This is a genomic window from Sphingobacterium anhuiense (genome assembly GCF_042686355.1).
Classification (GTDB): Bacteria; Bacteroidota; Bacteroidia; order Sphingobacteriales; family Sphingobacteriaceae; genus Sphingobacterium; species Sphingobacterium anhuiense.
The window spans coordinates 1,010,796-1,031,487 of sequence record NZ_JBHUPE010000004.1 but is presented as its reverse complement, the minus strand read 5'-3'; the positions used below and the strand labels follow the sequence as shown (position 1 = coordinate 1,031,487).

20 protein-coding genes are annotated in these 20,692 nt (G+C 34.6%); 10 read left to right on the top strand and 10 right to left on the bottom strand.

Annotated elements, in window-relative coordinates:
• Positions 1-88 precede the first annotated feature (88 nt).
• The 7 genes from ACFS6I_RS10060 to ACFS6I_RS10030 all read right to left on the bottom strand — a co-directional run bounded on the left by ACFS6I_RS10060 (position 89) and on the right by ACFS6I_RS10030 (position 7,437).
• Positions 89-469 (bottom strand): GNAT family N-acetyltransferase, encoded by a 381-nt coding sequence (locus ACFS6I_RS10060; protein ID WP_380920126.1) that lies wholly within the window; start codon positions 467-469, stop codon positions 89-91.
• A 245-nt stretch (positions 470-714) separates the two neighbouring features.
• Positions 715-1,746, bottom strand: coding sequence for a PDDEXK nuclease domain-containing protein (locus ACFS6I_RS10055; RefSeq protein WP_380920124.1), 1,032 nt, complete (start codon positions 1,744-1,746; stop codon positions 715-717).
• Between the two features lie 266 nt (positions 1,747-2,012).
• Complete coding sequence (locus ACFS6I_RS10050) at positions 2,013-2,321, bottom strand: hypothetical protein (RefSeq protein ID WP_380920122.1); 309 nt, start codon at positions 2,319-2,321, stop codon at positions 2,013-2,015.
• A 306-nt stretch (positions 2,322-2,627) separates the two neighbouring features.
• Positions 2,628-3,446, bottom strand: coding sequence for a hypothetical protein (locus ACFS6I_RS10045; protein ID WP_380920120.1), 819 nt, complete (start codon positions 3,444-3,446; stop codon positions 2,628-2,630).
• 1,032 nt (positions 3,447-4,478) lie between these two features.
• Positions 4,479-4,964, bottom strand: a complete 486-nt coding sequence (locus ACFS6I_RS10040; protein WP_380920118.1) for a hypothetical protein — start codon at positions 4,962-4,964, stop codon at positions 4,479-4,481.
• A 219-nt stretch (positions 4,965-5,183) separates the two neighbouring features.
• Positions 5,184-6,341 carry a zinc-dependent alcohol dehydrogenase gene (locus ACFS6I_RS10035; RefSeq protein ID WP_380920116.1) on the bottom strand — a complete coding sequence of 386 codons (1,158 nt, stop codon included), beginning with the start codon at positions 6,339-6,341 and terminating at the stop codon, positions 5,184-5,186.
• Positions 6,342-6,429: 88 nt separating this feature from the next.
• Positions 6,430-7,437, bottom strand: coding sequence for an SDR family oxidoreductase (locus tag ACFS6I_RS10030; protein WP_380920114.1), 1,008 nt, complete (start codon positions 7,435-7,437; stop codon positions 6,430-6,432).
• A 923-nt stretch (positions 7,438-8,360) separates the two neighbouring features.
• Here ACFS6I_RS10030 and ACFS6I_RS10025 point away from each other — a divergent pair.
• The 6 genes from ACFS6I_RS10025 to ACFS6I_RS10000 all read left to right on the top strand — a co-directional run bounded on the left by ACFS6I_RS10025 (position 8,361) and on the right by ACFS6I_RS10000 (position 14,336).
• Positions 8,361-9,488, top strand: a complete 1,128-nt coding sequence (locus ACFS6I_RS10025) for a glycosyltransferase (RefSeq protein ID WP_380920112.1) — start codon at positions 8,361-8,363, stop codon at positions 9,486-9,488.
• A complete protein-coding gene (glf, locus tag ACFS6I_RS10020; RefSeq protein WP_380920110.1) occupies positions 9,481-10,584 on the top strand; it encodes a UDP-galactopyranose mutase in 1,104 nt (367 codons plus the stop codon). Before ACFS6I_RS10025 ends, glf begins: the two co-directional genes overlap by 8 nt.
• Complete coding sequence (locus ACFS6I_RS10015; RefSeq protein ID WP_380920108.1) at positions 10,574-11,791, top strand: amine oxidase; 1,218 nt, start codon at positions 10,574-10,576, stop codon at positions 11,789-11,791. The genes glf and ACFS6I_RS10015 overlap by 11 nt, the downstream gene beginning before the upstream one ends.
• Positions 11,792-11,861: 70 nt before the next feature.
• On the top strand, positions 11,862-12,998 hold the full coding sequence (locus tag ACFS6I_RS10010; protein WP_380920106.1) for an acyl-CoA dehydrogenase family protein: 1,137 nt from the start codon (positions 11,862-11,864) through the stop codon (positions 12,996-12,998).
• Positions 12,999-13,026: 28 nt separating this feature from the next.
• Positions 13,027-13,752, top strand: a complete 726-nt coding sequence (locus ACFS6I_RS10005; protein WP_380920104.1) for a PIG-L deacetylase family protein — start codon at positions 13,027-13,029, stop codon at positions 13,750-13,752.
• The gene (locus tag ACFS6I_RS10000) at positions 13,752-14,336 is read left to right on the top strand and encodes a class I SAM-dependent DNA methyltransferase (RefSeq protein ID WP_380920102.1); all 585 of its coding nucleotides are present in this window, start codon (positions 13,752-13,754) and stop codon (positions 14,334-14,336) included. The genes ACFS6I_RS10005 and ACFS6I_RS10000 overlap by 1 nt, the downstream gene beginning before the upstream one ends.
• Here ACFS6I_RS10000 and ACFS6I_RS09995 read toward each other — a convergent pair.
• Complete coding sequence (locus ACFS6I_RS09995) at positions 14,306-15,490, bottom strand: glycosyltransferase (RefSeq protein WP_380920100.1); 1,185 nt, start codon at positions 15,488-15,490, stop codon at positions 14,306-14,308. The genes ACFS6I_RS10000 and ACFS6I_RS09995 overlap by 31 nt on opposite strands.
• 409 nt (positions 15,491-15,899) lie before the next feature.
• Here ACFS6I_RS09995 and ACFS6I_RS09990 point away from each other — a divergent pair, with 409 nt between their 5' ends.
• Complete coding sequence (locus ACFS6I_RS09990) at positions 15,900-16,322, top strand: hypothetical protein (RefSeq protein ID WP_208697623.1); 423 nt, start codon at positions 15,900-15,902, stop codon at positions 16,320-16,322.
• A gap of 194 nt (positions 16,323-16,516) precedes the next feature.
• Positions 16,517-17,038, top strand: a complete 522-nt coding sequence (locus tag ACFS6I_RS09985; RefSeq protein ID WP_380920097.1) for a YciE/YciF ferroxidase family protein — start codon at positions 16,517-16,519, stop codon at positions 17,036-17,038.
• Positions 17,039-17,283: 245 nt separating this feature from the next.
• On the opposite strand, the gene ACFS6I_RS09980 is transcribed toward ACFS6I_RS09985, so the two are convergent.
• Together ACFS6I_RS09980 and ACFS6I_RS09975 are read right to left on the bottom strand one after the other, a co-directional pair.
• Positions 17,284-17,502 carry a hypothetical protein gene (locus ACFS6I_RS09980; protein WP_208697633.1) on the bottom strand — a complete coding sequence of 73 codons (219 nt, stop codon included), beginning with the start codon at positions 17,500-17,502 and terminating at the stop codon, positions 17,284-17,286.
• Positions 17,503-17,574: 72 nt separating this feature from the next.
• Positions 17,575-18,075 carry an RNA polymerase sigma factor gene (locus tag ACFS6I_RS09975; protein WP_380920095.1) on the bottom strand — a complete coding sequence of 167 codons (501 nt, stop codon included), beginning with the start codon at positions 18,073-18,075 and terminating at the stop codon, positions 17,575-17,577.
• 415 nt (positions 18,076-18,490) lie between these two features.
• Here ACFS6I_RS09975 and ACFS6I_RS09970 point away from each other — a divergent pair, with 415 nt between their 5' ends.
• Positions 18,491-19,171: a DUF6766 family protein gene (locus ACFS6I_RS09970; protein WP_380920093.1), complete on the top strand. Its 681-nt coding sequence runs from the start codon at positions 18,491-18,493 to the stop codon at positions 19,169-19,171.
• A gap of 634 nt (positions 19,172-19,805) precedes the next feature.
• Positions 19,806-20,462 (top strand): response regulator, encoded by a 657-nt coding sequence (locus ACFS6I_RS09965; RefSeq protein WP_380920092.1) that lies wholly within the window; start codon positions 19,806-19,808, stop codon positions 20,460-20,462.
• Positions 20,463-20,692: the final 230 nt, after the last annotated feature.

Below are 20,692 nucleotides of genomic sequence, written 5' to 3'. Positions count from 1 at the left end.
CGACAACAATTATATTCACCAGCACATTATTCATTAATTTGGATCGGGTACTCTTTGCTTTTTCTTTCGACCTTTTTGCTCATCTTCACTAGACCTTTATCTGATAAATTCTAGTCTCCTCGTCCCATGGGTGGTATCCTTGTCCAATGTACTCAAATCCTAATTTCTCATAGTATCCGATGTGGTCAGTGGAGAGGTTTAGATATGAAAAGCCGAAATTTTTTGTATCCGTTTTTGCTTTTTCAATGAGTAGGTTTCCATAATTATGTCCTCTGTACTTCTCGTCAATAAAGAGCGCACAAAGCCATGGATACAAATCCATTCTGCTAATGAAATCGTTTGTAATTAAGCCTGCACAACCGATAATTTCATTTTCTTTCTCTAGCAGATACCATTGCGGTAATGATTGCGGAGCATTTATACAGTTTAAGATACAATCTTCATAGATAATTGGTAATACTTCAGCCAACTGTTTTGGAAGTATTGGATTGCTTTTTCCTTATATTCTGGATTTTGTCTTATGGAAATTATCTTCATTTTGTCTTATTAAAATACCGGTTATATTTTCGGTTCATTGTCCTTCTTAATTATAGAGCTTATATTTCGACCTTTGAGAGAATATCAGATATTTGCAATTGCTCATTTTGGTATTTATTTTTAGATGTCTTAAAGAAGTCTTGACCTTTCATTTGTGCATTGACACATTAAGAGGTTCTACTTTATTTTTCCATAATTAACACCCTGTTCTCTTAATACTTGTTTTTCTCTTTCTATCTCTGCGACCAATTCATCTTCTGTCGGAAGATAGGGGAGATATTTGGTAGCAAATAATTGTTTACTATCATTGAGTACGGAGTATTTTGCAATCGTTCGATCTGTTTGCGTACAAAGTAGCAGTCCAATTGTCGGGTTATCACTCTCTTTTCTTTCCAGATCATCGAACATTTTTACATACATATCAAGCTGTCCTATATCTTGGTGGGTAATCTTATCTGTTTTTAGCTCAATGATGACGAAACATTTAAGAATATAATTGTAGAAAACTAAATCGATAAAGAAATCAGAAGCTTCTGTTCTGATGTGTTTTTGTCGCGCCACAAAAGCAAATCCCTTTCCAAGTTCCAATAAAAATTGTTGCAGATTGTTAATCAGCGATTGCTCAAGCTGTTTTTCTGTATAAGAATAGTGTGAAGGTAAATCCAGAAACTCTAGCACACTGGGGTTTCTTATGAAATCTCGCGTATCAAACGGGGTATCCTTTGTGTGCGATAACATTTCATCTTCTACTACTTTTGGATTTTGGGAAGATATAAGACGCTGGTAATATAGTGTGTTTATATTCCTTTCTAATTGCCTTGAACTCCAGTTTTGTTCAGCAGCTTCTTTTAAGTAATAAAGTCTTGCTTCTGTATCCAAAACCCTTATAATTGATCTGTTATGACTCCAGCTCAATTTTCCGCACAGTGTGCGGAAAATGTTTTCATCGGAAAATGTTGCATAAAATTTTTTGAAATCATATAGATTAGTTGAAGAATATCCCTTCCCGAAACGAGCTGTAAGTTCCTCAGAAAGTTGTTTTATAATAGATTTACCATATTCCGCACGGTCCAGACCCTCAAGTTCTTCTTCAACAATTCGCTTACCAGCTAGCCAATAAGCTTCCAGCATTGCAGCGTTGATAGATTGGTAGGCTTTTTTGCGACCTTCATCTATTATATTGATTACGTCTAATACAACTGTTTTCATAATAATTACATTTTATCAATCTTTATACCTCATTAATTCGATTTTATCATTAATATAAAATATGTTAAAGCATTGATATTGTGTTGTTTGTAATTTTCCGCACATGTGCGGAAAATGTTTTATTTATCTTTGCCAAGTGTTCATCCTGAGCAAAATCCTCAGAGTTATCAAAGATTTTATAATGCCATGTTCTTCTGTTATTTGCTTATCTATTGAATTATTGCACCTGTTTTAAGCGAAATAAAATCCATTATTAAGTTTACAGGTTACGTGTCAAATTCACTATAATGGATTATTGCCTCAACTTTTTTATCATCAGATTTATAGTCTGCGTTTGCTAGCAAATCTTCATAGAAATCTTGGACAATATCCATTTCTAAAAAATATTCATAATCTGGATACTTTGTGCTAGCTGTCTCATTTCCCAATCCCCAATCCTCTTCTTCGACCTCCAATACAACAGCATCAGAAGCAGGTTGAAATTTTCCATTGATTCTTTTAGCAAATACTACAGAAACGATTTCGTCATTTGGTTGTTTGTTTCTGCAGTTGAGTATAATTTGTTTTAATTCCATTTTTTATCTACCTATTGTTTGATATTGTCCGTTTGTGATACTGGATAAGTCCTGTATGTATCCAAACCAGGATAGCCAACTACTTATTAATAGCTTTTTATTATAATGTTTTTACCGCTTATTATGTTTACTCAGCTGTGCTTTGGTTTCTCCGTCAACAAGAACAATTTCTACGAACATATTTTTCATAATTTTAACATTCTCTGAATGCTCATTAATTTTATAGATCCACATAGGTTCCATTTGTCCTGCACGAGAGAATCCCTTTTTTGTAGATGTAAAATTTGAATGTACTTTCTTTGAGTCCTAGTTTCTTCTAAAATAGTCGACAATTTCGTAATTCCCGTCGTGATACTTTTCAAGTAATTCTTTAATATAATATTTATGTTGGACCCCAGTTAATATTACTATTTTCTTTCCTTTATGCTGGTAAGCTGTTCTTATTATATTTATTGCCATTGAATTATTTCTTAAATCCCAGAAATTACACCAAAGTTTATAACCTTCTCGAAATGAAATCTTTTGTCCATCGGGTTTTGTAACGAAACGTTTTGAGAAAATAGTTTCAGAGTCAGTAATTTTAGTTAACGAATGGTGTTGGATGTTCTGACGGTACCTATTTATTGAATCAAATTCAATAGAATTTAAAGCCTTAAATCCTTTTTTAGAAAATGCTATCAACGATTTATTTGCATCTAAGTATTCTTTATAAATTTTGGTGTTTTCCAAATTCAATAAATTTTTGTTGTGTAGACTATCGATAAGCTTAATCGTTAAATTGTCTGTCGGGGTCATTCCATTTGATATTCTATAAGCATTTCTTCCTTCGAATTCAAATGGTAGATTTAATGTCTTGGGATATTTTTCCAAATATTTTATGGATGCATTTTGTTCATTTGAATTTGGTTTAACGTCTTCAAAATATGCCGCTATTTGTTCACTATCGTTTTCTTGTAGTAGAATATCAGGTTTTATTTCATCTAAAAGTTCGAAAAGCATTTCAGGATTTAGAATATTCGAACTTTCATGTACTGTACCTATTATATATAATTTAGTCTTATCATAATTTTGACTAAATAGCGTATTAATTGATAAATTAAATAAAATTAAAAATAGGTATTTCATCTTGTAAGGCTTTAGGAATTAAATTTATGGCTAACACTTGTAAATATATCATTAAAATTTATTTTTTACTCTCTTTATTCACCTCTGCTTTAGTTTCAGCGTCGACTACAAATATTTATACGGCCACATTATCCATTAGTATAGAACCCGTGCCAAAGGTGTTTTGCGATTCGGTTAACATTGATTTTTTATCGGTTTTCCTCCTTACTAAAATTAGTATTTCGAACAATTCTCTACTTACTCAAATGAACTGTTTTTAGTAAGAGTTCATTTTTTTAGTTGTTTTTTTGTAAAAAATATTCAATTCTATCAATTCCCGGCTGAACACCAATTTTAATACTCTCTAAAATATCGGGAAATTGTAGTTTAACATTCTGTGCTAATTTTTGTTCAAATTTTTCTAAATAGTTTAAAAATTCTAATACAGTCTCTTTTCTACTTTTAAGGTCTCTATATCCCTTATTATCGAAAATAGGAAATAGTGATTTTATTGAAGAAAAAGAAATCTTATCATAAACTGGAGTGTCTTGTAGACATAAATCTAAATACGTAAAGGTTTTAATTAGGTTATTTAAATAGTAATATCCCTTCGATGAAATTGCAATATTATCGTTCTCATTGATAATCAATGTGTCAATGTCACTAATAATATTATCTGTTTCTCAAAGATTGGTCTTAATCAGTTTTTCAACACCGTCATTAATAGATATGTTTCTGTAACCTAAATTTACAAAAGTATTAATGCAGTCCTTATAGGGAGAAAATTTATTATTAGCACCTTCTTTTATTAATATTCTACTATAATATTGAAATATAGAAATAAGTAAAAAATGGTCTTTTGATTCACGTGGTTGAATAGAGAGGTTTTTAATAATGCTATACTCAGAATTGAAATAAAGTTTGTTTTGTAAACCTAATGACTTTACAAATTCGTGAATTGGAATTACTTGCCTATTTATTCTTTTTTCATCTTTAAATTGCTCCCGCAATACATAGGTTGATACATCCGTGTGACCAGAAGTTAAGAATTGCTTAAAAGACTCTTAAACCCTCCCTAATGTTTGGGTATTTTGTATAATTTAAGTAGTCAATTAGTTCTGTATTATGTTCTGAAAATATGGACTCCTTTAAGCCGGATAGAAATTCAATTACAGATTGATTGGATATTTCTAGGTATCCTAAGGAAATTGGAGCTTTTGATTTTCCTTCAATGATGTTTAAATGCTTTAGAGTATAGTTAATTCTTTTAAGTAGAACGTCAGAGTATTTTGGTGCTGAAATATGATATACATTTGATTCATATGCATCAAAAGGCGTTTTATCTTTCCATTTGTAATAATAACCTTCCCTTAGCAATATTATTACTCCTGCTAAAGAAGATTTAGAAAGGTTTTCATAAAAATCAACGAATCTGTTTTCTATATCTTGTAAATCATCAAATATTAGACAATTATTTTCTTTCCAATCTGTTCCGTCAATATTTATAAGTTTGCAAAATGCAAACTTTTTACCATTCACGAGATTGAAAAACTGAAATAAATCAAATATATCGTATAAAAAACATATAAAGTCATCCTATCAAGAATGGCTTTATATGCTTTATACCTTAGGGCTTCACACAGAAAATTGGAGAACACTAGATGGTTTTTGCATTTTTTAGCAAATCCGTACAATTAGTTTTTAAACAATAAGGAGATATCCCTCGTTACCTTATTGTCCGTTATCAATAATGCATAATTACGGTTTTAAAATAACTTTTACACAATCTTCTTCTTTTTTATCAAAAATTTTATAACCATGAGTTGCATCATCCAATGATAAGGTATGGGTAATAATATCATCAAGTACAACTTTACCATCCTGAACCAAGTCAATTAGCTTATCAATATAATTTAATACAGGAGCTTGACCTTGCTTTATGGTAATACCCTTATCAAAGATCCGGTGGAGCGGGAAGTTATCATAAGTCGAACCATACACGCCCATTATCGATACGGTTCCCATTCTTCTTACTGCCTCAAAGCAGAGATCTAGTACTTTCATCGAACCCATTTCAAAATTGACGGTAGCTTTAACTTTATCCATAATGGTACGTTCTGGTTCAAATCCTACAGCATCTACACATACATCTGCACCCCTTCCTTCAGTCATTGCCCGTATTGCTTCTATAACATCGACTTCATTAGGATTAAGTATTTCAACGTTATTAACAGCTTTGGCTTTTTGAAGCCTATAATTTAACGGATCGATAGCAATAACTCGTGCAGCACCGTTAAGCCAGGCTGCTTTTTGCGCCATTAGTCCAACAGGTCCAGATCCGAAAATAGCAACTGTTTCTCCACCTTTAAGCGCGGCCCAGTCAATTGATGACCAACCTGTAGGAAAAATATCCGTTAGGAAAAGAGCTTGCTCATCGCTGAGATGATCTGGAACTTTACGTGGACTAATATCAGCGTAAGGAACACGCACATATTCTGCCTGACCTCCGGAATAACCGCCATACAGATCGGTGTAGCCAAACAGTGCCCCACCTTTCTGATCCAGCATATCGCCATTGGGACCGTAGTGTTTAAAATTTGAGTTTTCACATGCTGGAGAAGCCTCATGCTGACAAAAGAAACATTGTCCACATGAAATTGGAAAAGGTACAACAACACGGTCACCACGTTTAAGGTTTGTAATTGCAGATCCAACTTCCTCGACAATCCCCATGAATTCATGTCCCATTATGAGGGGCTCTTTTTGAGGCACCGCACCGCTCAGAATATGTAAATCCGAACCGCATATGGCCGTTGATGTGACCTTAAGAATAACATCTCTGGGATCAAGGATTTTTGGATCAGGGACATTGTCGACTCGAATATCACCTGGTTTATGGAATACTGCTGCTCTCATATATTAATTATTTAGAGGTTTATTAACCTAATTTTATTTTTTAATGTCACTATCTTTTTCTACCCATATATACGAGCAGAATCCTGCATTATGGTTGACCTCCACCACCGGCAGATCCATAAATTTGCCCTGTGGCATAACTGGCGTCATTGGCTGCAAGCTGTACATATATGGAAGCCAATTCTGCAGGTTGACCAGGTCGTTCAAGAGGTGTGTCGCCACCGAAATTGACAAGTTTTTCCATTGTTGCCCCGCCACTTACCTGTAAGGCAGTCCATATGGGCCCTGGAGCAACACCATTCACACGGATTCCTTTAGATCCAAGCTGTTTTGCTAAAGAGCGTACAAAACTTGTATTTGCAGCTTTTGTTTGTGCGTAATCGAATAAATCTGGAGAAGGGTCTGTAGCTTGAACTGAAGTGGTAGCAATAATAGAAGATCCTGCCTTCAAATGTGGTAGAGCCGCTTTAGTAAGCCAGAAAGGAGCATAAACATTAGTTTTCATTGTAGCGTCAAAATCATCCGAGCTGATATCAAGAATGGATGGTCTAGTTTGTTGTCTACCTGCATTGTTGACAAGAATATCGAGCCCTCCGAGTCCAGCTACGGCCTCGGTGATCAATTTTTTACAAAAATTTTCATCCCGGAGATCACCTGGTATTGCCAATGCTTTACGGCCTTCTTTTTTAATTAGCGCAATCACTTCTTTGGCGTCAGCTTCTTCAGCAGGTAAATAATTAATGGCTACATCTGCACCTTCCCGAGCATAAGCAATTGCAGCAGCTCTTCCCATTCCTGAATCGCCACCTGTGATTAGTGCTTTACGTCCTTTTAGTCTGCCTGAGCCGCGATAGGAAGTTTCGCCATGGTCTGGTCTTGGATTCATTTGACTGGCAAGTCCTGGCCATGGCTGAGATTGTTCTTTAAAGGGAGGTTTGGGAAACTTTACTCTTGGATCTTCCATATCGTATCCTAATTTTTGATTTGCGGGCGCACCCGCATTTCCTATTAAGGGTGTAACTGCTAATGTGGCAATTCCAGCTCCGATACCTCCGATTACTTTACGTCTACTGATTTTGTTCTCTTCGTTCTTCATAGCATTAGATTTTATTTGCAAATTGGACGTTTCTAACCTTCAATACAATCATGATGATCATTGTATAAAAGCGCTTTAAGTTGCGGTTTTGCCATCCAATTAAATTCTTTTTATTCTATTAATAAACATGTGGAAATGCTTGAAAGTTGTCAGGTTAAATACTGGTTTTCGCGATTTATATACCCCTATTGGTGGAATCAGGAATTCGCAAAACTGTTACAGTAAAAATGCTAAAAACTAATACATGATACAATTAAAAGCTGATTTTACATTTTTTTTGACAAAAATATCCAGACTGATTTTAGAAATTATAGAAGTGATCATAATTTTTTTTTCATAGCAACTCATATCTGATTCGTTTAAAACAGTAAATCAAATCCAGCCACTTCGAAAGTAATAATATTTAAATCATCCGATCTGTGAATACATAATTGTAATTATTTAAACTAAAAATTTCGATAATTATGGTTGAACTTTTTTCAATCATCGTTTGTACTTATAGCAAAATGTTGTAGAGCAGCTAAAGCAGCTCTTGCAAAACCATCAACAAACATTAAATCATAACAGATGATTGAACAAAAAAAATCAGCTCCGGAGTAACATGACAGGTAGATCATATGACATTCAGTAGTTCATAGCTAAACCTCTTGTAGATAAAGATCTGCAAAACACGTTATTATTTCATTGTAAAAGGAGGATCAATTATGGTTATTATTTTTTGAAGCAGTTCTATAACCAACAATTACGCAACCTAGTACGCTGGCTATTTATCCCGGCAATTCATTTAAGTACAAATTAATTTGGTATTTATTTATGTAAATATCAATATAATGGACTGCATCCAGTTAATAATAGTATTTCGTTTTTAGAAATATTGTATTAATTGGATTAATAAAATCATTAACAATTAAATCACAATTAATATGCATAATTTACTATGTTTTAGTCATTTGTCCTGGAATTTTGTTTACCAGCGGCCCCAACATCTTTTGTCCAGATTTGCTAACACTTATCGGGTATTTTATTTTGAAGAACCCAGAATCGGACATAGCGATATGTACAGCATTAATGTCCAAGATAATGTTTGTATTGTAGAGCTCATGATTACCAGTCATGATCCAACTACTAATTATAGAATCCAAATTCTAATCAATCAACTTTTAGAAGAATATAAAATTAAACATTATAGCTGCTGGTATTATACCCCAATGGCCCTTCAGTTTACCCGGAATCTTACACCGGAAATTATTATTTATGATTCGATGGATGAGCTATCCGCCTTCCGATTTGCTCCTCCTCAACTATTAGAGCTGGAAAATGAGTTGTTCAGTAAAGCAGATGTAGTTTTTACAGGAGGACATACACTGTACCAGGCAAAGAAAAACAGACATCATAATATTCATGCGATGCCAAGCAGTATTGATAAAGAACATTTTGTACAGGCAAGAAGTGTTCAGAATGATCCTGAAGACCAACAATCCATTGGCTTTCCGAGACTAGGATTTTTCGGCGTTGTAGACGAAAGGTTTGACATTGAATTGCTACGTACAGTTTCGGCCCAACGTCCAGATTGGCAATTTGTAATTATAGGGCCTGTTGTAAAGATCAATCCAGATGATTTACCGAAAGCTTCCAATATTCATTACTTAGGTCCAAAAAATTATGCTGAATTACCATCTTACATTGCCCATTGGGATATCGCTCTTATATTATTTGCTTTAAATGAATCCACAGAATTTATAAGTCCGACCAAAACACCTGAATATTTAGCTGCTGGAAAGCCCGTAATATCCACTGCAATAAAAGATGTGGTGCACCCATATGGCAGTGCGGGGTTAGTTCAGATTATAGATAACTCCCATGATTTTATTTCAGTGGCCGAAAGAATATTTGCTAGCACTGAAAAAGATCACTGGTTGAAAATGGTTGATCATTTTTTAGAGAATGATTCTTGGGATCACACCTTTAATAAAATGAATGCACTTATTAATAAAGCAAAAATGAGGAATAACCACATTATAACAGTACAAAAGGAGATCGATCATGTATGATTTTTTAATAGTAGGTTGCGGATTTGCCGGCGCAGTTTTAGCAGAGCGTCTTGCAGCAGAAGGAAAAAAAATATTAATTGTGGATAAACGGAATCATATTGCAGGGAATGCCTATGATTATTACAACGAAGATGGTATCCTAATTCATAAATATGGACCTCATATTTTCCACACTAATTCTGAGGATGTTTTTCGGTATCTAAGCAGGTTTACTGAATGGCGACCTTATGAGCACAGAGTATTAGGCAGTGTAGATGGTTTATTGGTTCCAATTCCCATTAACTTGACCACTATTAATGAGCTATACGGTAAAAATCTGACATCAGATGAAGTTACTTCTTTTTTAGCATCAAAAGCTGAAAAAAGAAATCCTATTCTTACTTCCGAAGATGTTGTTTTGAATGCCGTTGGAAAAGAATTATATGAGAAATTTTTTAAAGGATACACAAAAAAACAGTGGGATCTAGATCCATCTGAACTTGATGCTTCAGTGACGGCCCGAGTGCCAACCCGAACGAATAAAGATGATCGCTATTTTACGGATAACTTTCAAGCAATGCCTAAAAACGGTTATACGGAAATGTTCAAAAAAATGCTATCGCATAAAAATATTAGCATCATGCTTCAAACAGATTATAAAGATATTATTGATGTTATACCCTTTAGAACAATGATTTATACAGGTCCTATAGATTCATATTTTAATTTTTGTTATGGTAAACTGCCATATCGTTCCATTGATTTTAAATTTGAAACTTTTAATCAGGAAATATATCAGGAAACTGGAACAATCAATTATCCAACTTCTAATCTTTATACACGCATTACGGAGTTTAAATATCTGACTGGACAAAAGAATTCGAAAACTACAATTGTATACGAATATCCTACTGCCGACGGAGACCCATATTATCCAATTCCGAGAAAGCAGAATCAGGATGTCTATAATCAATATAAAAAACTTTCAGAAGAACATCCTAATGTATATTTCACAGGTCGTTTAGCGACCTATAAGTATTATAATATGGATCAAGTAGTAGCACAGTCGCTTGCACTATATCGGAAAATTAAAAATCAGGAAATATATGTTAATTAATGATTTTTCAGGCCCCCATCAGAATCCTTTTAAAAGTTTTCTGATGGGTGGGTTTGAATGTGCCGATCACCTTAATGCATTTGGCAATAGAGTAGATCTTTTCCATGCTTCAGGACATGATCGCTATTTAGAAGAAGACTTCGATCAGCTAAACGGACTTGGTATTCAAACAGTTCGTGAAGGAATTAGATGGAGTCATGTTGAAACGCAGCACTACCAATACGATTGGTCAGTTGTAGAGCAAATTGTCGAAGTATCGCAACGTAAAAATATTCAAGTAATTTGGGACATCTGTCATTTTGGTTTTCCTGATGATCTGACTCCACTTCATCCCATGTTCGCTAGAAGATTTAGCCATTTATGCCGTGCATTTGTTACTAAATACCGGAGTTTGGTTCCCCATGGACCATTAATAGTGACTCCAATAAATGAAGTGAGTTTTCTTTCTTGGCTAGGAGGTGATGTCAGGGGAACGTCTCCTTACTGTGTCGGGCAGGGGTGGGAGGTTAAATATTCGCTTATGAAAGCCTACATAGAAGGAATAGAAATGATGAAAGAAGTTGATCCATCCATAAGAATATTGGTCACGGAACCTTTAATAAGCATCGTAACCTCCAATCCTGCGAATATTTTGTCACTTGCGGAAGCTCAAAAAAAGCATCTTGAACAGTTTCAGGTCCATGATATTCTCACTGGAGCCATGTGTCCGGAGCTAAGAGGTAAACCTGAATACCTAGATATTATTGGCGTTAATTATTATTATAACAACCAGTGGTTCAATGAGACACACGAGTTTTTACCTTGGGCAGAGGAGCCAGCTCATCCCTATTATCGCACACTACATTCTTTAATTCAAAGCGTTTTTAAACGCTATGGTCGACCTGTCATTATTTCTGAAACTAGTCATCCTAAAGAAGACCGTGCCAAGTGGATTCATTCAATTACAAAGGAATGTATATCTCTACTGGAAGCAGAGATTCCACTTCTTGGATGCTGTATTTATCCAGTAGTCGACCGACCAGATTGGGATGATTTAGATGAATGGCACCATAGTGGACTCTATGATATTTTTAACACAAATTCTTTGGAAAGAGTACCCAACATAGATAGTATCATCGCTATTTCAAAATTTATGAAGCATATTAAGGCGGTTCAGAGCATAACTGATAAATTTTATGATCGGAATAGTGGTTTAAATGTAGGTTGATAAACCAATTAAGCTAAAAACATAAGTTATTTACATGGATGAGTAAAGTGCTGGATAAATTTTCGAAATAATGAATAAATCTAAAGTAGCAAAATTGGTGATGTCTGCTAAAATTATAGGAAAATCATCACTTTCTGAAGCTGCAGAAACCGACTCAGTTAGTTCTTTTGCGGAACAAACTTTGGTAAAAATAAAAGATAATGAACTGCTAACAGCATGTTTGCCTGTGAAATATGGTGGCCATAATATAGGTTTACTACCAGGGACTAACTTGGCATTACTGGAAATTCTTAAATATATTGGAAAAGGTAATTTAGTAATAGGAAGAGTATTAGAAGGCCATTTCAATGCACAGCTCTTAATCAGTCAATTTGGCACAGAAAAACAAAAAAAGCTTTTTGCAGCTGAAGCGTTTAAAGGTAAACTCTTCGGTGTCTGGAATACCCAATCAGAGTTAGGTACGTTCTTATCAAAAAAGAAAAATGGAAGTTATCATTTGAATGGTTCCAAAACTTTTGCTACAGGTAGTGATTATGTAACCCGACCAATTGTGACAGCCGCTAAAAAAGATGGATCTTGGCAGATGTGTGTTGTTCCTTTAGATAAAGTAAATGTAATAAGTGATCCCAGCTGGTGGAATCCAATGGGAATGAAAGCAAGCAGGAGTTTTAAAATGACATTTGTCAAAGCTCATATTACAAAAATAAATCTATTGGGATCAGCAGGAGACTATTATTTACAGCCTAGTTTTAGCAGTGGGTCAGTACGCTTTGCCGCAGTTCAGCTGGGGGCGGCTGAACAACTTTTAGATGAAACAAGAAAATATCTTAAAGCCTTAAAAAGGGTAGAAGACCCTTTTCAAAATATGCGCTTAGGTCAGATGGCAATTGAAGTAGAATCCGGAAATCTATGGCTTAATGGCGTGGCAACAAAAATGGATCATTATATGCAAAAGCCTTCTGTAAAAGAGGGGGAATATTTTATTATTTACTGTAATATGATGCGCACTGCTATTGAGCAAATCTGTACCGAAGTAATGAATCTTTGTCAAAAATGCGTGGGTGCAAGGGGGCTTAATAAACCACATCATTTCGGAAGGATTATTCGTGATCTCAGTACCTATCTAAGGCAACCCGCACCCGATGCCGTTTTGGCAGATGTAGGTAAATTTCTTTTAAAGTCCCATAATTCTTCTAGCAAAATCTGAAATTTAAGTTATTATAAAACAAAAAATTATGTTGCACTTCAATTTTGATCATATTCCCATGTCGCCAGAACATTGTGTCGTAGGCTTTGGAACAACTCTTATTGTTGCTCCGCACGCAGATGATGAGAGTTTGGGTTGTGGAGGTGTTATTTCACTTTTACGGAAATATGGGCAGATCGTTTATATCGTCTTGTTAAGCGATGGGACTTTGTCACATCCAAATAGTAAAGAATATCCAGCGGCTAAATTGCGAGATCTACGTGAGCAAGAACTGATCAATGCCGCTGGAATTCTTGGCGTATCTAAAGAAAATATTTTTTTCTGCCGATATCCAGATAGAAATGTACCTACTAAAAATGATGAAGCATTTGAGGAAGCGGTAGAAAATATATCTACTAAGCTGGATTTGCTACAGCCTCAAACTATTTTTGTTCCTTGGCGTCGAGATCCACATCCTGACCACAAAGCTGCTTTTCAAATATTAAACGCTGCAACAACTCCAGGTATTAAAATTTATGAATATCCGATTTGGCTTCAAGAATTAGGAGAATTAGCAGATAATCCTACCAGTAACGAGTCGATGCCTTTTTGTTTAGATATAAGCACTGTACTAGTTCAGAAACAAGAAGCTATTGCACAACATCGTTCTCAAATTACTGATTTGATTAGTGACGATCCGGAAGGATTTCGTCTGGCTAATGAAATGCTTAGTCAATTTAATGTACCCTATGAGACTTTTTTTATATCCAAATAATGAATCAAAAAAAATCATTAACATCTGACTATTTCAATGCTATTTATGAGAGCAACGAAGATCCCTGGGATTTTGAAACCAGCGCATATGAAGCCGAAAAATATGTGTCTACGATAACAGCTTTGCCGAATAAACATTATGAAAGTGTTTTAGAAGTTGGTTGTTCTATTGGAGTTCTCACCATGCTTCTAGCCCGACATAGTACTAATTTATTGGCTATTGATATTTCGCAAAAGGCGTTAGATATCGCCGCTAGACGCTGTAATAAAATAAGTAATATTACTTTTAAAAAAGCAAGTTTTCCAAAGGAATTGCCTGAACATCAATTTAATTTGATCGTAGTTTCAGAAGTAGCTTATTATTTAACAGAAACAGATTGGCAATCTGCTATAGAATGTTTATATTCCAAACTACCGTGTGACGGTCATGTAGTTCTAGTACATTGGCTTCCTGAAGTTCACGATTATCCACAAACAGGAGATAAAGTACATGACACTTTTCAACGATTGATGCAACATAAAATGGAACATATATTCTCCAATAGGACAGAAAACTATAGAATTGATGTTTGGGGGAAATTATGATAAGCATATTCTTTAAGTTTGATCATTAAGTCTGTAATTGCTTTATCAATATGTACCGCAGGAAATTCCTCTTGACAATTGACTTGTTTTAATATAATTATTTTTTCAAACCATTCTCCAAAATATCTCGTATTATTAAAAGTTTTATACACTTCCTCAGTTAAGGACATTTCCGGAACTATTTTTCTGATCTCCTGGTAGAAATCGAATTCGGGACAGTGTTTTAGTTCCCACATGGTCCTTAGGTTTCTCTTCATTGTGAGCCTATTGATTATAGACGGACAAGATTCCACAAAATATTCGTCCACTTGCTTTCCCAAATTTTTCCATTCATTCAATTGGTAGGATAGACCTATTTCTGTTCTGCCTATGCATCTTGCAGACGTATAAACTTTCACTTTATAACTATGTCGGATTTTAGCATCAACACTTTCTAGACGTTCAAAAAAAGCGCAGTCCTCCAGGTAATTTACAATAGGGACTCCTCCCGATCTTAAATAGCAATCTGTAGTAATAGCAAAACTACCATTGAAATGTTGATGATGTCTCGGTGAGGGGTCAAAAGATGGATTTAGAATTCTAGCTTCCAGCTCTGCAATCAAAAGGTGATATTTTTCGTCTTTAAAATGGAGTAAACGAGTATATTCATCAAGACCCTCTAACTCATCATCAACAAGTAAAATTCTTCCACCCACACACTCTGCACCATTTTCAATTTCCCAACAGGTTTGAGCAATCCAATCCTGAGCTACTATTGTATCACTATCGGTAGTAAGGATGATACCACCACCATTTTTAGCTAACCTGAAATAGGCGCATTCCATAAGTTTTCTACGTACATAGCCAATATTTGCTTGGGCGGGCGGTAATGTCACCTCTTCCAGATAAATGTTTAGATTTGGATGTTTGTTTCGGAAATCTTTAATATAGGCAACTGAATTATCAGAACAATTATTAGCCAAGAGCAAGATTTCAAATTGATCTACAGGCAGTGGTTTCCCTAAAATATCAACTTGTCGTACAAAGGAATTCAATGTTTTTAAAATGTAATTTTCCTCGTTTTTGACAGGGATTACGATAGAGCTTTTTATGGATGGCATCACCTCTAATTGTGAGAAGAAAATGTCCTTAGTATTTGGTGAGAAATTGTTCATATTATAGTTATTATTCCAGGTGCAGTGATAACTTACAAATGGTTTATATATAAAGGTTTACTCAGTTACTTAAAAGAATCTTGTACCGTCATTAACACCTGGGAGATACAAACATTACAATGCTAATTTATTACAATTCTAATGCCATTTTGTAATTTTATACAGCACTTCAATAAGAAATTTTAAAGTATACAACTTATTAGATATTACGTTATTGCAGCGATCTTAAATTATAAAATAAAAACAAAAAACTCACAGTTTTAACCTCTTTTTTCATTATTTTTATATACGGTAAAGTAAAAGAAAATTAAAATTTATTCTCGGACTCTCTTTACATTAAAAGATGCGATTACCGGAAATTACAATTCTATCAATAAGGTCTGATTGATGTCCTGAAAAATTTATTAGCATGATTAATATTAAAATCAAACGTGAAAAGATGAATGCTGTTTTTATGAAACATCATTTAAAAGGTTTGCCATTCGATGCTGTCATACACCATTTCAGTGAAAAAGATGAAAACGAACATATACATGACCATCCATTTAGTTTTACCACGCATATTTTAAAAGGCAGTTATGTGGAAAAGATTTATGAAATTCACGAAGATGGAACTTACACTTTTTCAATACATCATAGGCAAGAAGGAAGTTCACATTTCGTTCCTGCAGACACTATTCATGAGATTATTGAGCTCCCCGAAGGGGAGTGTTTCACGATAATCAGGCCTTATGAAAGAACAAGAGATACCTATTTTTACAAGTTTGAGAACGGAAAGGTGTTCACCAGACGCTGGAACCAACGGAAATTTAGAGAAGTTGTAAATAAGTGATTCAATAATCAGCAGGATATTTTATATTGACCGATGTCTGATAATATCCGATCCGATTTAAAAACATAACTTATAGCAAGCTGTAGTTTTTACCTGCAATTTGAATTTTATACCCAATATTAATCTTTTTGTGAACTATTATTCGATTCAAGCGGTTATTACCGTATCTAAATGTAAAATTAAACTATACGATTATGGCTAGAAAAAACAAATCGGATGAAATGCCAAATGCACATTTACATGAGTTATTTGTTGACGAATTAAAAGATATCCTAGGTGCTGAACGACAATTGCTGAAAGGACTCAAAAAATTATCAGAGTGTGCCCATAGCGATACGCTAAAGGAAGCTTTTAAAACCCACTATAAGCAGACCGAAGGCCAGATAGAACGGTTAAAATCCGTATTTTCCAGCTTAGATGTGACCGCGAGAGGAAAAAAATGTAAGGCAATGGAAGGTCTTTTAGAAGAGGCCGACGAAATTATGGAAGAGTTCCAAGACAGTCCTGAGGTATTAGACGCAGCTTTAATTTCTGCGGCTCAGAAAGTTGAGCATTATGAAATTGCAAGTTACGGTTGTTTGGTTACTTACGCTAAATTGATGGAGCATACAGAGGCAGAAGAACTTTTGGCAGCTACACTTGCCGAAGAGAAAGAAACGGATGTTTTACTGACTGAAATCGCGATGGATGAAGCTAATGTAGAAGCTGTTCAATAAAAGTTTGACAGACGTTTCAAATAAAAAAGCTGGTTCTTTTGAATCAGCTTTTTTATTTGAAAGGTTAAATACTTTATTATATTTCCATTAAGATGATATCTTGATCATTAAAGATCTGGTTAAAAAAAATCTCCGAGCACTAATGGTTGTACCATCGTCTTGGAGATTAAAATATATAACTACGTAATAAGCTATATTTAAGAAAATAATAACGCCTCTATCTTAATAAAAGGTTTGAAGTTTACCTATCGAGTTGTTGGGAGAACACCATTTGATGATTGTGCCGAGTTTGAATCTAGATACTCAACGATGTTGCTTGTATCTTGCATGCTGGTATCCTGATGCAAGCCTGTATCCGAAGGCAGACTATCCATATTATTTTGATCTTTATTTGTACTATTACCACAAGCTGATGCTAAAATTATACCTGTTAGAGCACCAAAAATGAATGTCATTCTTTTCATGATTAAATTGTTTAGTGAAACTTATTATTTATAGTATGTAGTCATTATTTACTGGCTTTTTGAAAAATGACGTCAATTAATCTGATACATTTTCAATTTTTGTTTTAACGTTTTTCTAATGACATGGATCCGCGATTTAACCGTTCCTTCAGGAAGATCATAAGTTTCCGCTATTTCCTGATATTTGTAGCCTTCCAGATATAATCGAAATATATCTGCATTTTCCTGCGATAAACATTCGATAGCCCTGTTTATATCATCCTGTATCGTCTTGTTTTCTGTTTGATTGATGGCTACACTATCGAAATAATCAGTATGAACATACTCATCGTAGATAACATTTTTTCGCTTTTCGCGGCGGTATTGATTAATGTAAATATTTTTCATAATAACATAGAGCCAGGTCATTAATTTAGGATCATTGATAAATTTATGAATTGATTTTAACGCGCGAATAAAGGTTTCCTGAACCAAATCTTCCTTTTCATCGTAATCGGATGTAAACTGACTGGCAAAGTGGTTCAATTGTTGTCTTTTTTCCTGGAACAAGACATTTAAATTTGCATTTTCCATATAATTTACCTTATTAATACATCACTTAATTGATATTAAAATAACGCCTATTAAGCTACAATAGTTTATGGTCGATAATCGTGAAGGGAAAAAAATAGCACCATGTGTGTAAAATACGGTTATGGTTTTACTTCAAGAAAAGCATGTCATTTCTACTACAAAGTGGCTTTCTGAATTGTTTTATCTTTTTTACAGCATTTTAATGAGAAATGAAAATAGGTGTTTGTTTTCATTAAATACGCATTTAACACATAGTTGGTGTAACACACAAAATTAATACTTCGCATCTTTAAAAACCAGCTTTTTACATAGAAAACACTTTAAAATTATAATTAATGAACTTTTATACGAGATAATGGATTCTTTGGTTAAAAATTCAGATAATCTACTTATCACCGTTAACAAAAGGAGTAAAATGGAAAGTTTACAAAACAAAAATCAAAAAACCTTTCTGTATCGCAACAGTTTGTCTATTGTATTTATAGCGCTATTTGTTATTGCAATAGGGGCAAAAGTTTATTTTGGATGGCAGGAGCATAACCAGGAATTAGCAGAGTTGGGAGCACCGGCCATTGCATTGACCCGTTATTTAACTAGTGGGCATTTTTTTTCGGCAACTTTTGAAAATTTCCAAAGTGAATTTCTACAGATGGCCTTATATGTTATACTTACTATTTCGCTCAGGCAGATTGGTTCTGCCGAGTCAAAAGATATCGAAAAACCAGAAGAAGTGGACCGAGACCCGGACCCTACAAAGCCCGACGCTCCGTACGCTGTAAAACGCGGAGGCTGGCGATTGTCGATTTACCAAAATTCTCTGGCCATTTCTTTTATTTTGTTATTTCTGATCAGTTGGGCAGGACATTTATACGGCAGTTTTATTGATTATAATCAAGAGCAGCTCCTTAAAAATGAGCCTGTAAAAACTTTAAGTGATTTTATAAAAGAACCTCTTTTTTGGTTTGAAACATTTCAAAATTGGCAAAGTGAATTTCTATCTGTTGCATCAATTGTAATTTTAACTATTTTTCTCCGTCAAAAAGGTTCTCCTGAATCCAAGCCTGTGGATGCCGGGCATCTGGAAACAGGTAAATAAGCACCACATGTTAAATCTGGACATGGTGCCTGTTGGTAAGATCGTAAGTATGATCGGTGATTTTGTGGCCGAATATTTTCCACACCGTTGGTTCAAGATCTTTTAAGAGGCCTCGACCTTTACCTCATCGAAGGGAAAGTGGTACAGGAGGGGGCCTGGCCGTCTCTGGAAGCCAGTAAAGTTCATATCTTTTTTTAATTTTTTCAAATAGTGGTCTTTGCAATAATTACTTTTTGTTTTTCTTTTACTCTTCTCCGTTTTAAAATAAGAGAGTGGTCAAGCTAATAAAAATTCCAATTACTATGGTGATCCTCATGATCAGACCTATTTGTATAATTTATGAATCTAGCTTTATGTATATAATTACTATTGGGTATTATTTATATTTGACTTTCAAATAGAATGAGCTAATCACCGTAAGTACCTCGTCTAACGCAATTATAGAGGGACTCTGTTGACTATTTTGCTAATGCTGTCCATGATACATTATTAGTAATTATCAGCTTGAAACAAACATTATGTCATTTCGTTTGTAATATTATTATTACAAATAAGAGTGCTATACGCTGTTATTCGGTGATGAGTTAACTCTTCGGTTTGGCAATTCTTATATTTTTTACTAAAAAATACCAAGATGATAAACATTATTTTAGCGGATGATCACGATGTTGTTCTGACCGGACTGAAATTATTGATAGAATCACAACAGGATATGATGGTTGTTGGAGAAGCTAAGGATGGAGAGGCTGTATTAAAAATTTTAGAAGCAGGAAACCTACCAGATCTTCTTATTACAGATTTGCAGATGCCAGGTATGGATGGCTTTGAACTGGTCGCTCGAGTAAAGGATTTGTATCCAAGTATAAAAATCATTATTCTTAGTATGGAAGATGATGTTTCAAATATTATGAAAGCTTTCAATTTAGGAGCTAATGGGTATTTGACGAAAAATGTAGATTTTGACGAACTGTTTTTTTGCATTAGGCAAATCATGAAAGGGTTACAGTTTGTATGTGCTGAGATGACATTATCGATTCTTTCAAATCTTCAGAAATATCCAGCTACCTATCAAGAGCCAAAGCAAATTGTAATAGAAAGTGGACTGACAGAAAGAGAAATTGAAATTTTACGTCTAATCGGAGAAGGATATAGCAATGTCGAAATTGCAAATAAACTATTTCTGAGTAAACGTACTGTAGAGGGGCATAGACAACGTTTACTTGATAAGACATCACTTAAAAACACAGCCTCTCTAATTAAATACGCCGTGAACACCGGACTTATTGCTTAGGTTGAAGCCTCATTTATTTCTATTCGCCGCTTGCTGTCGGATGCTTTATTTGCGGCGTTCTTAAATCTTCTGCTACCCCTTACCTGCCAGCCATTGCATGCCATACACGAGTCGTTTCACATTGTTCCAAATCGTGATTCTTCATTCATTTCAGCATGATTAAACTAAATAAAGTTCTGGACTTTACTTTCCGTTTTAAAGAATGTTTTAAATTATGGCATGTCTTTACA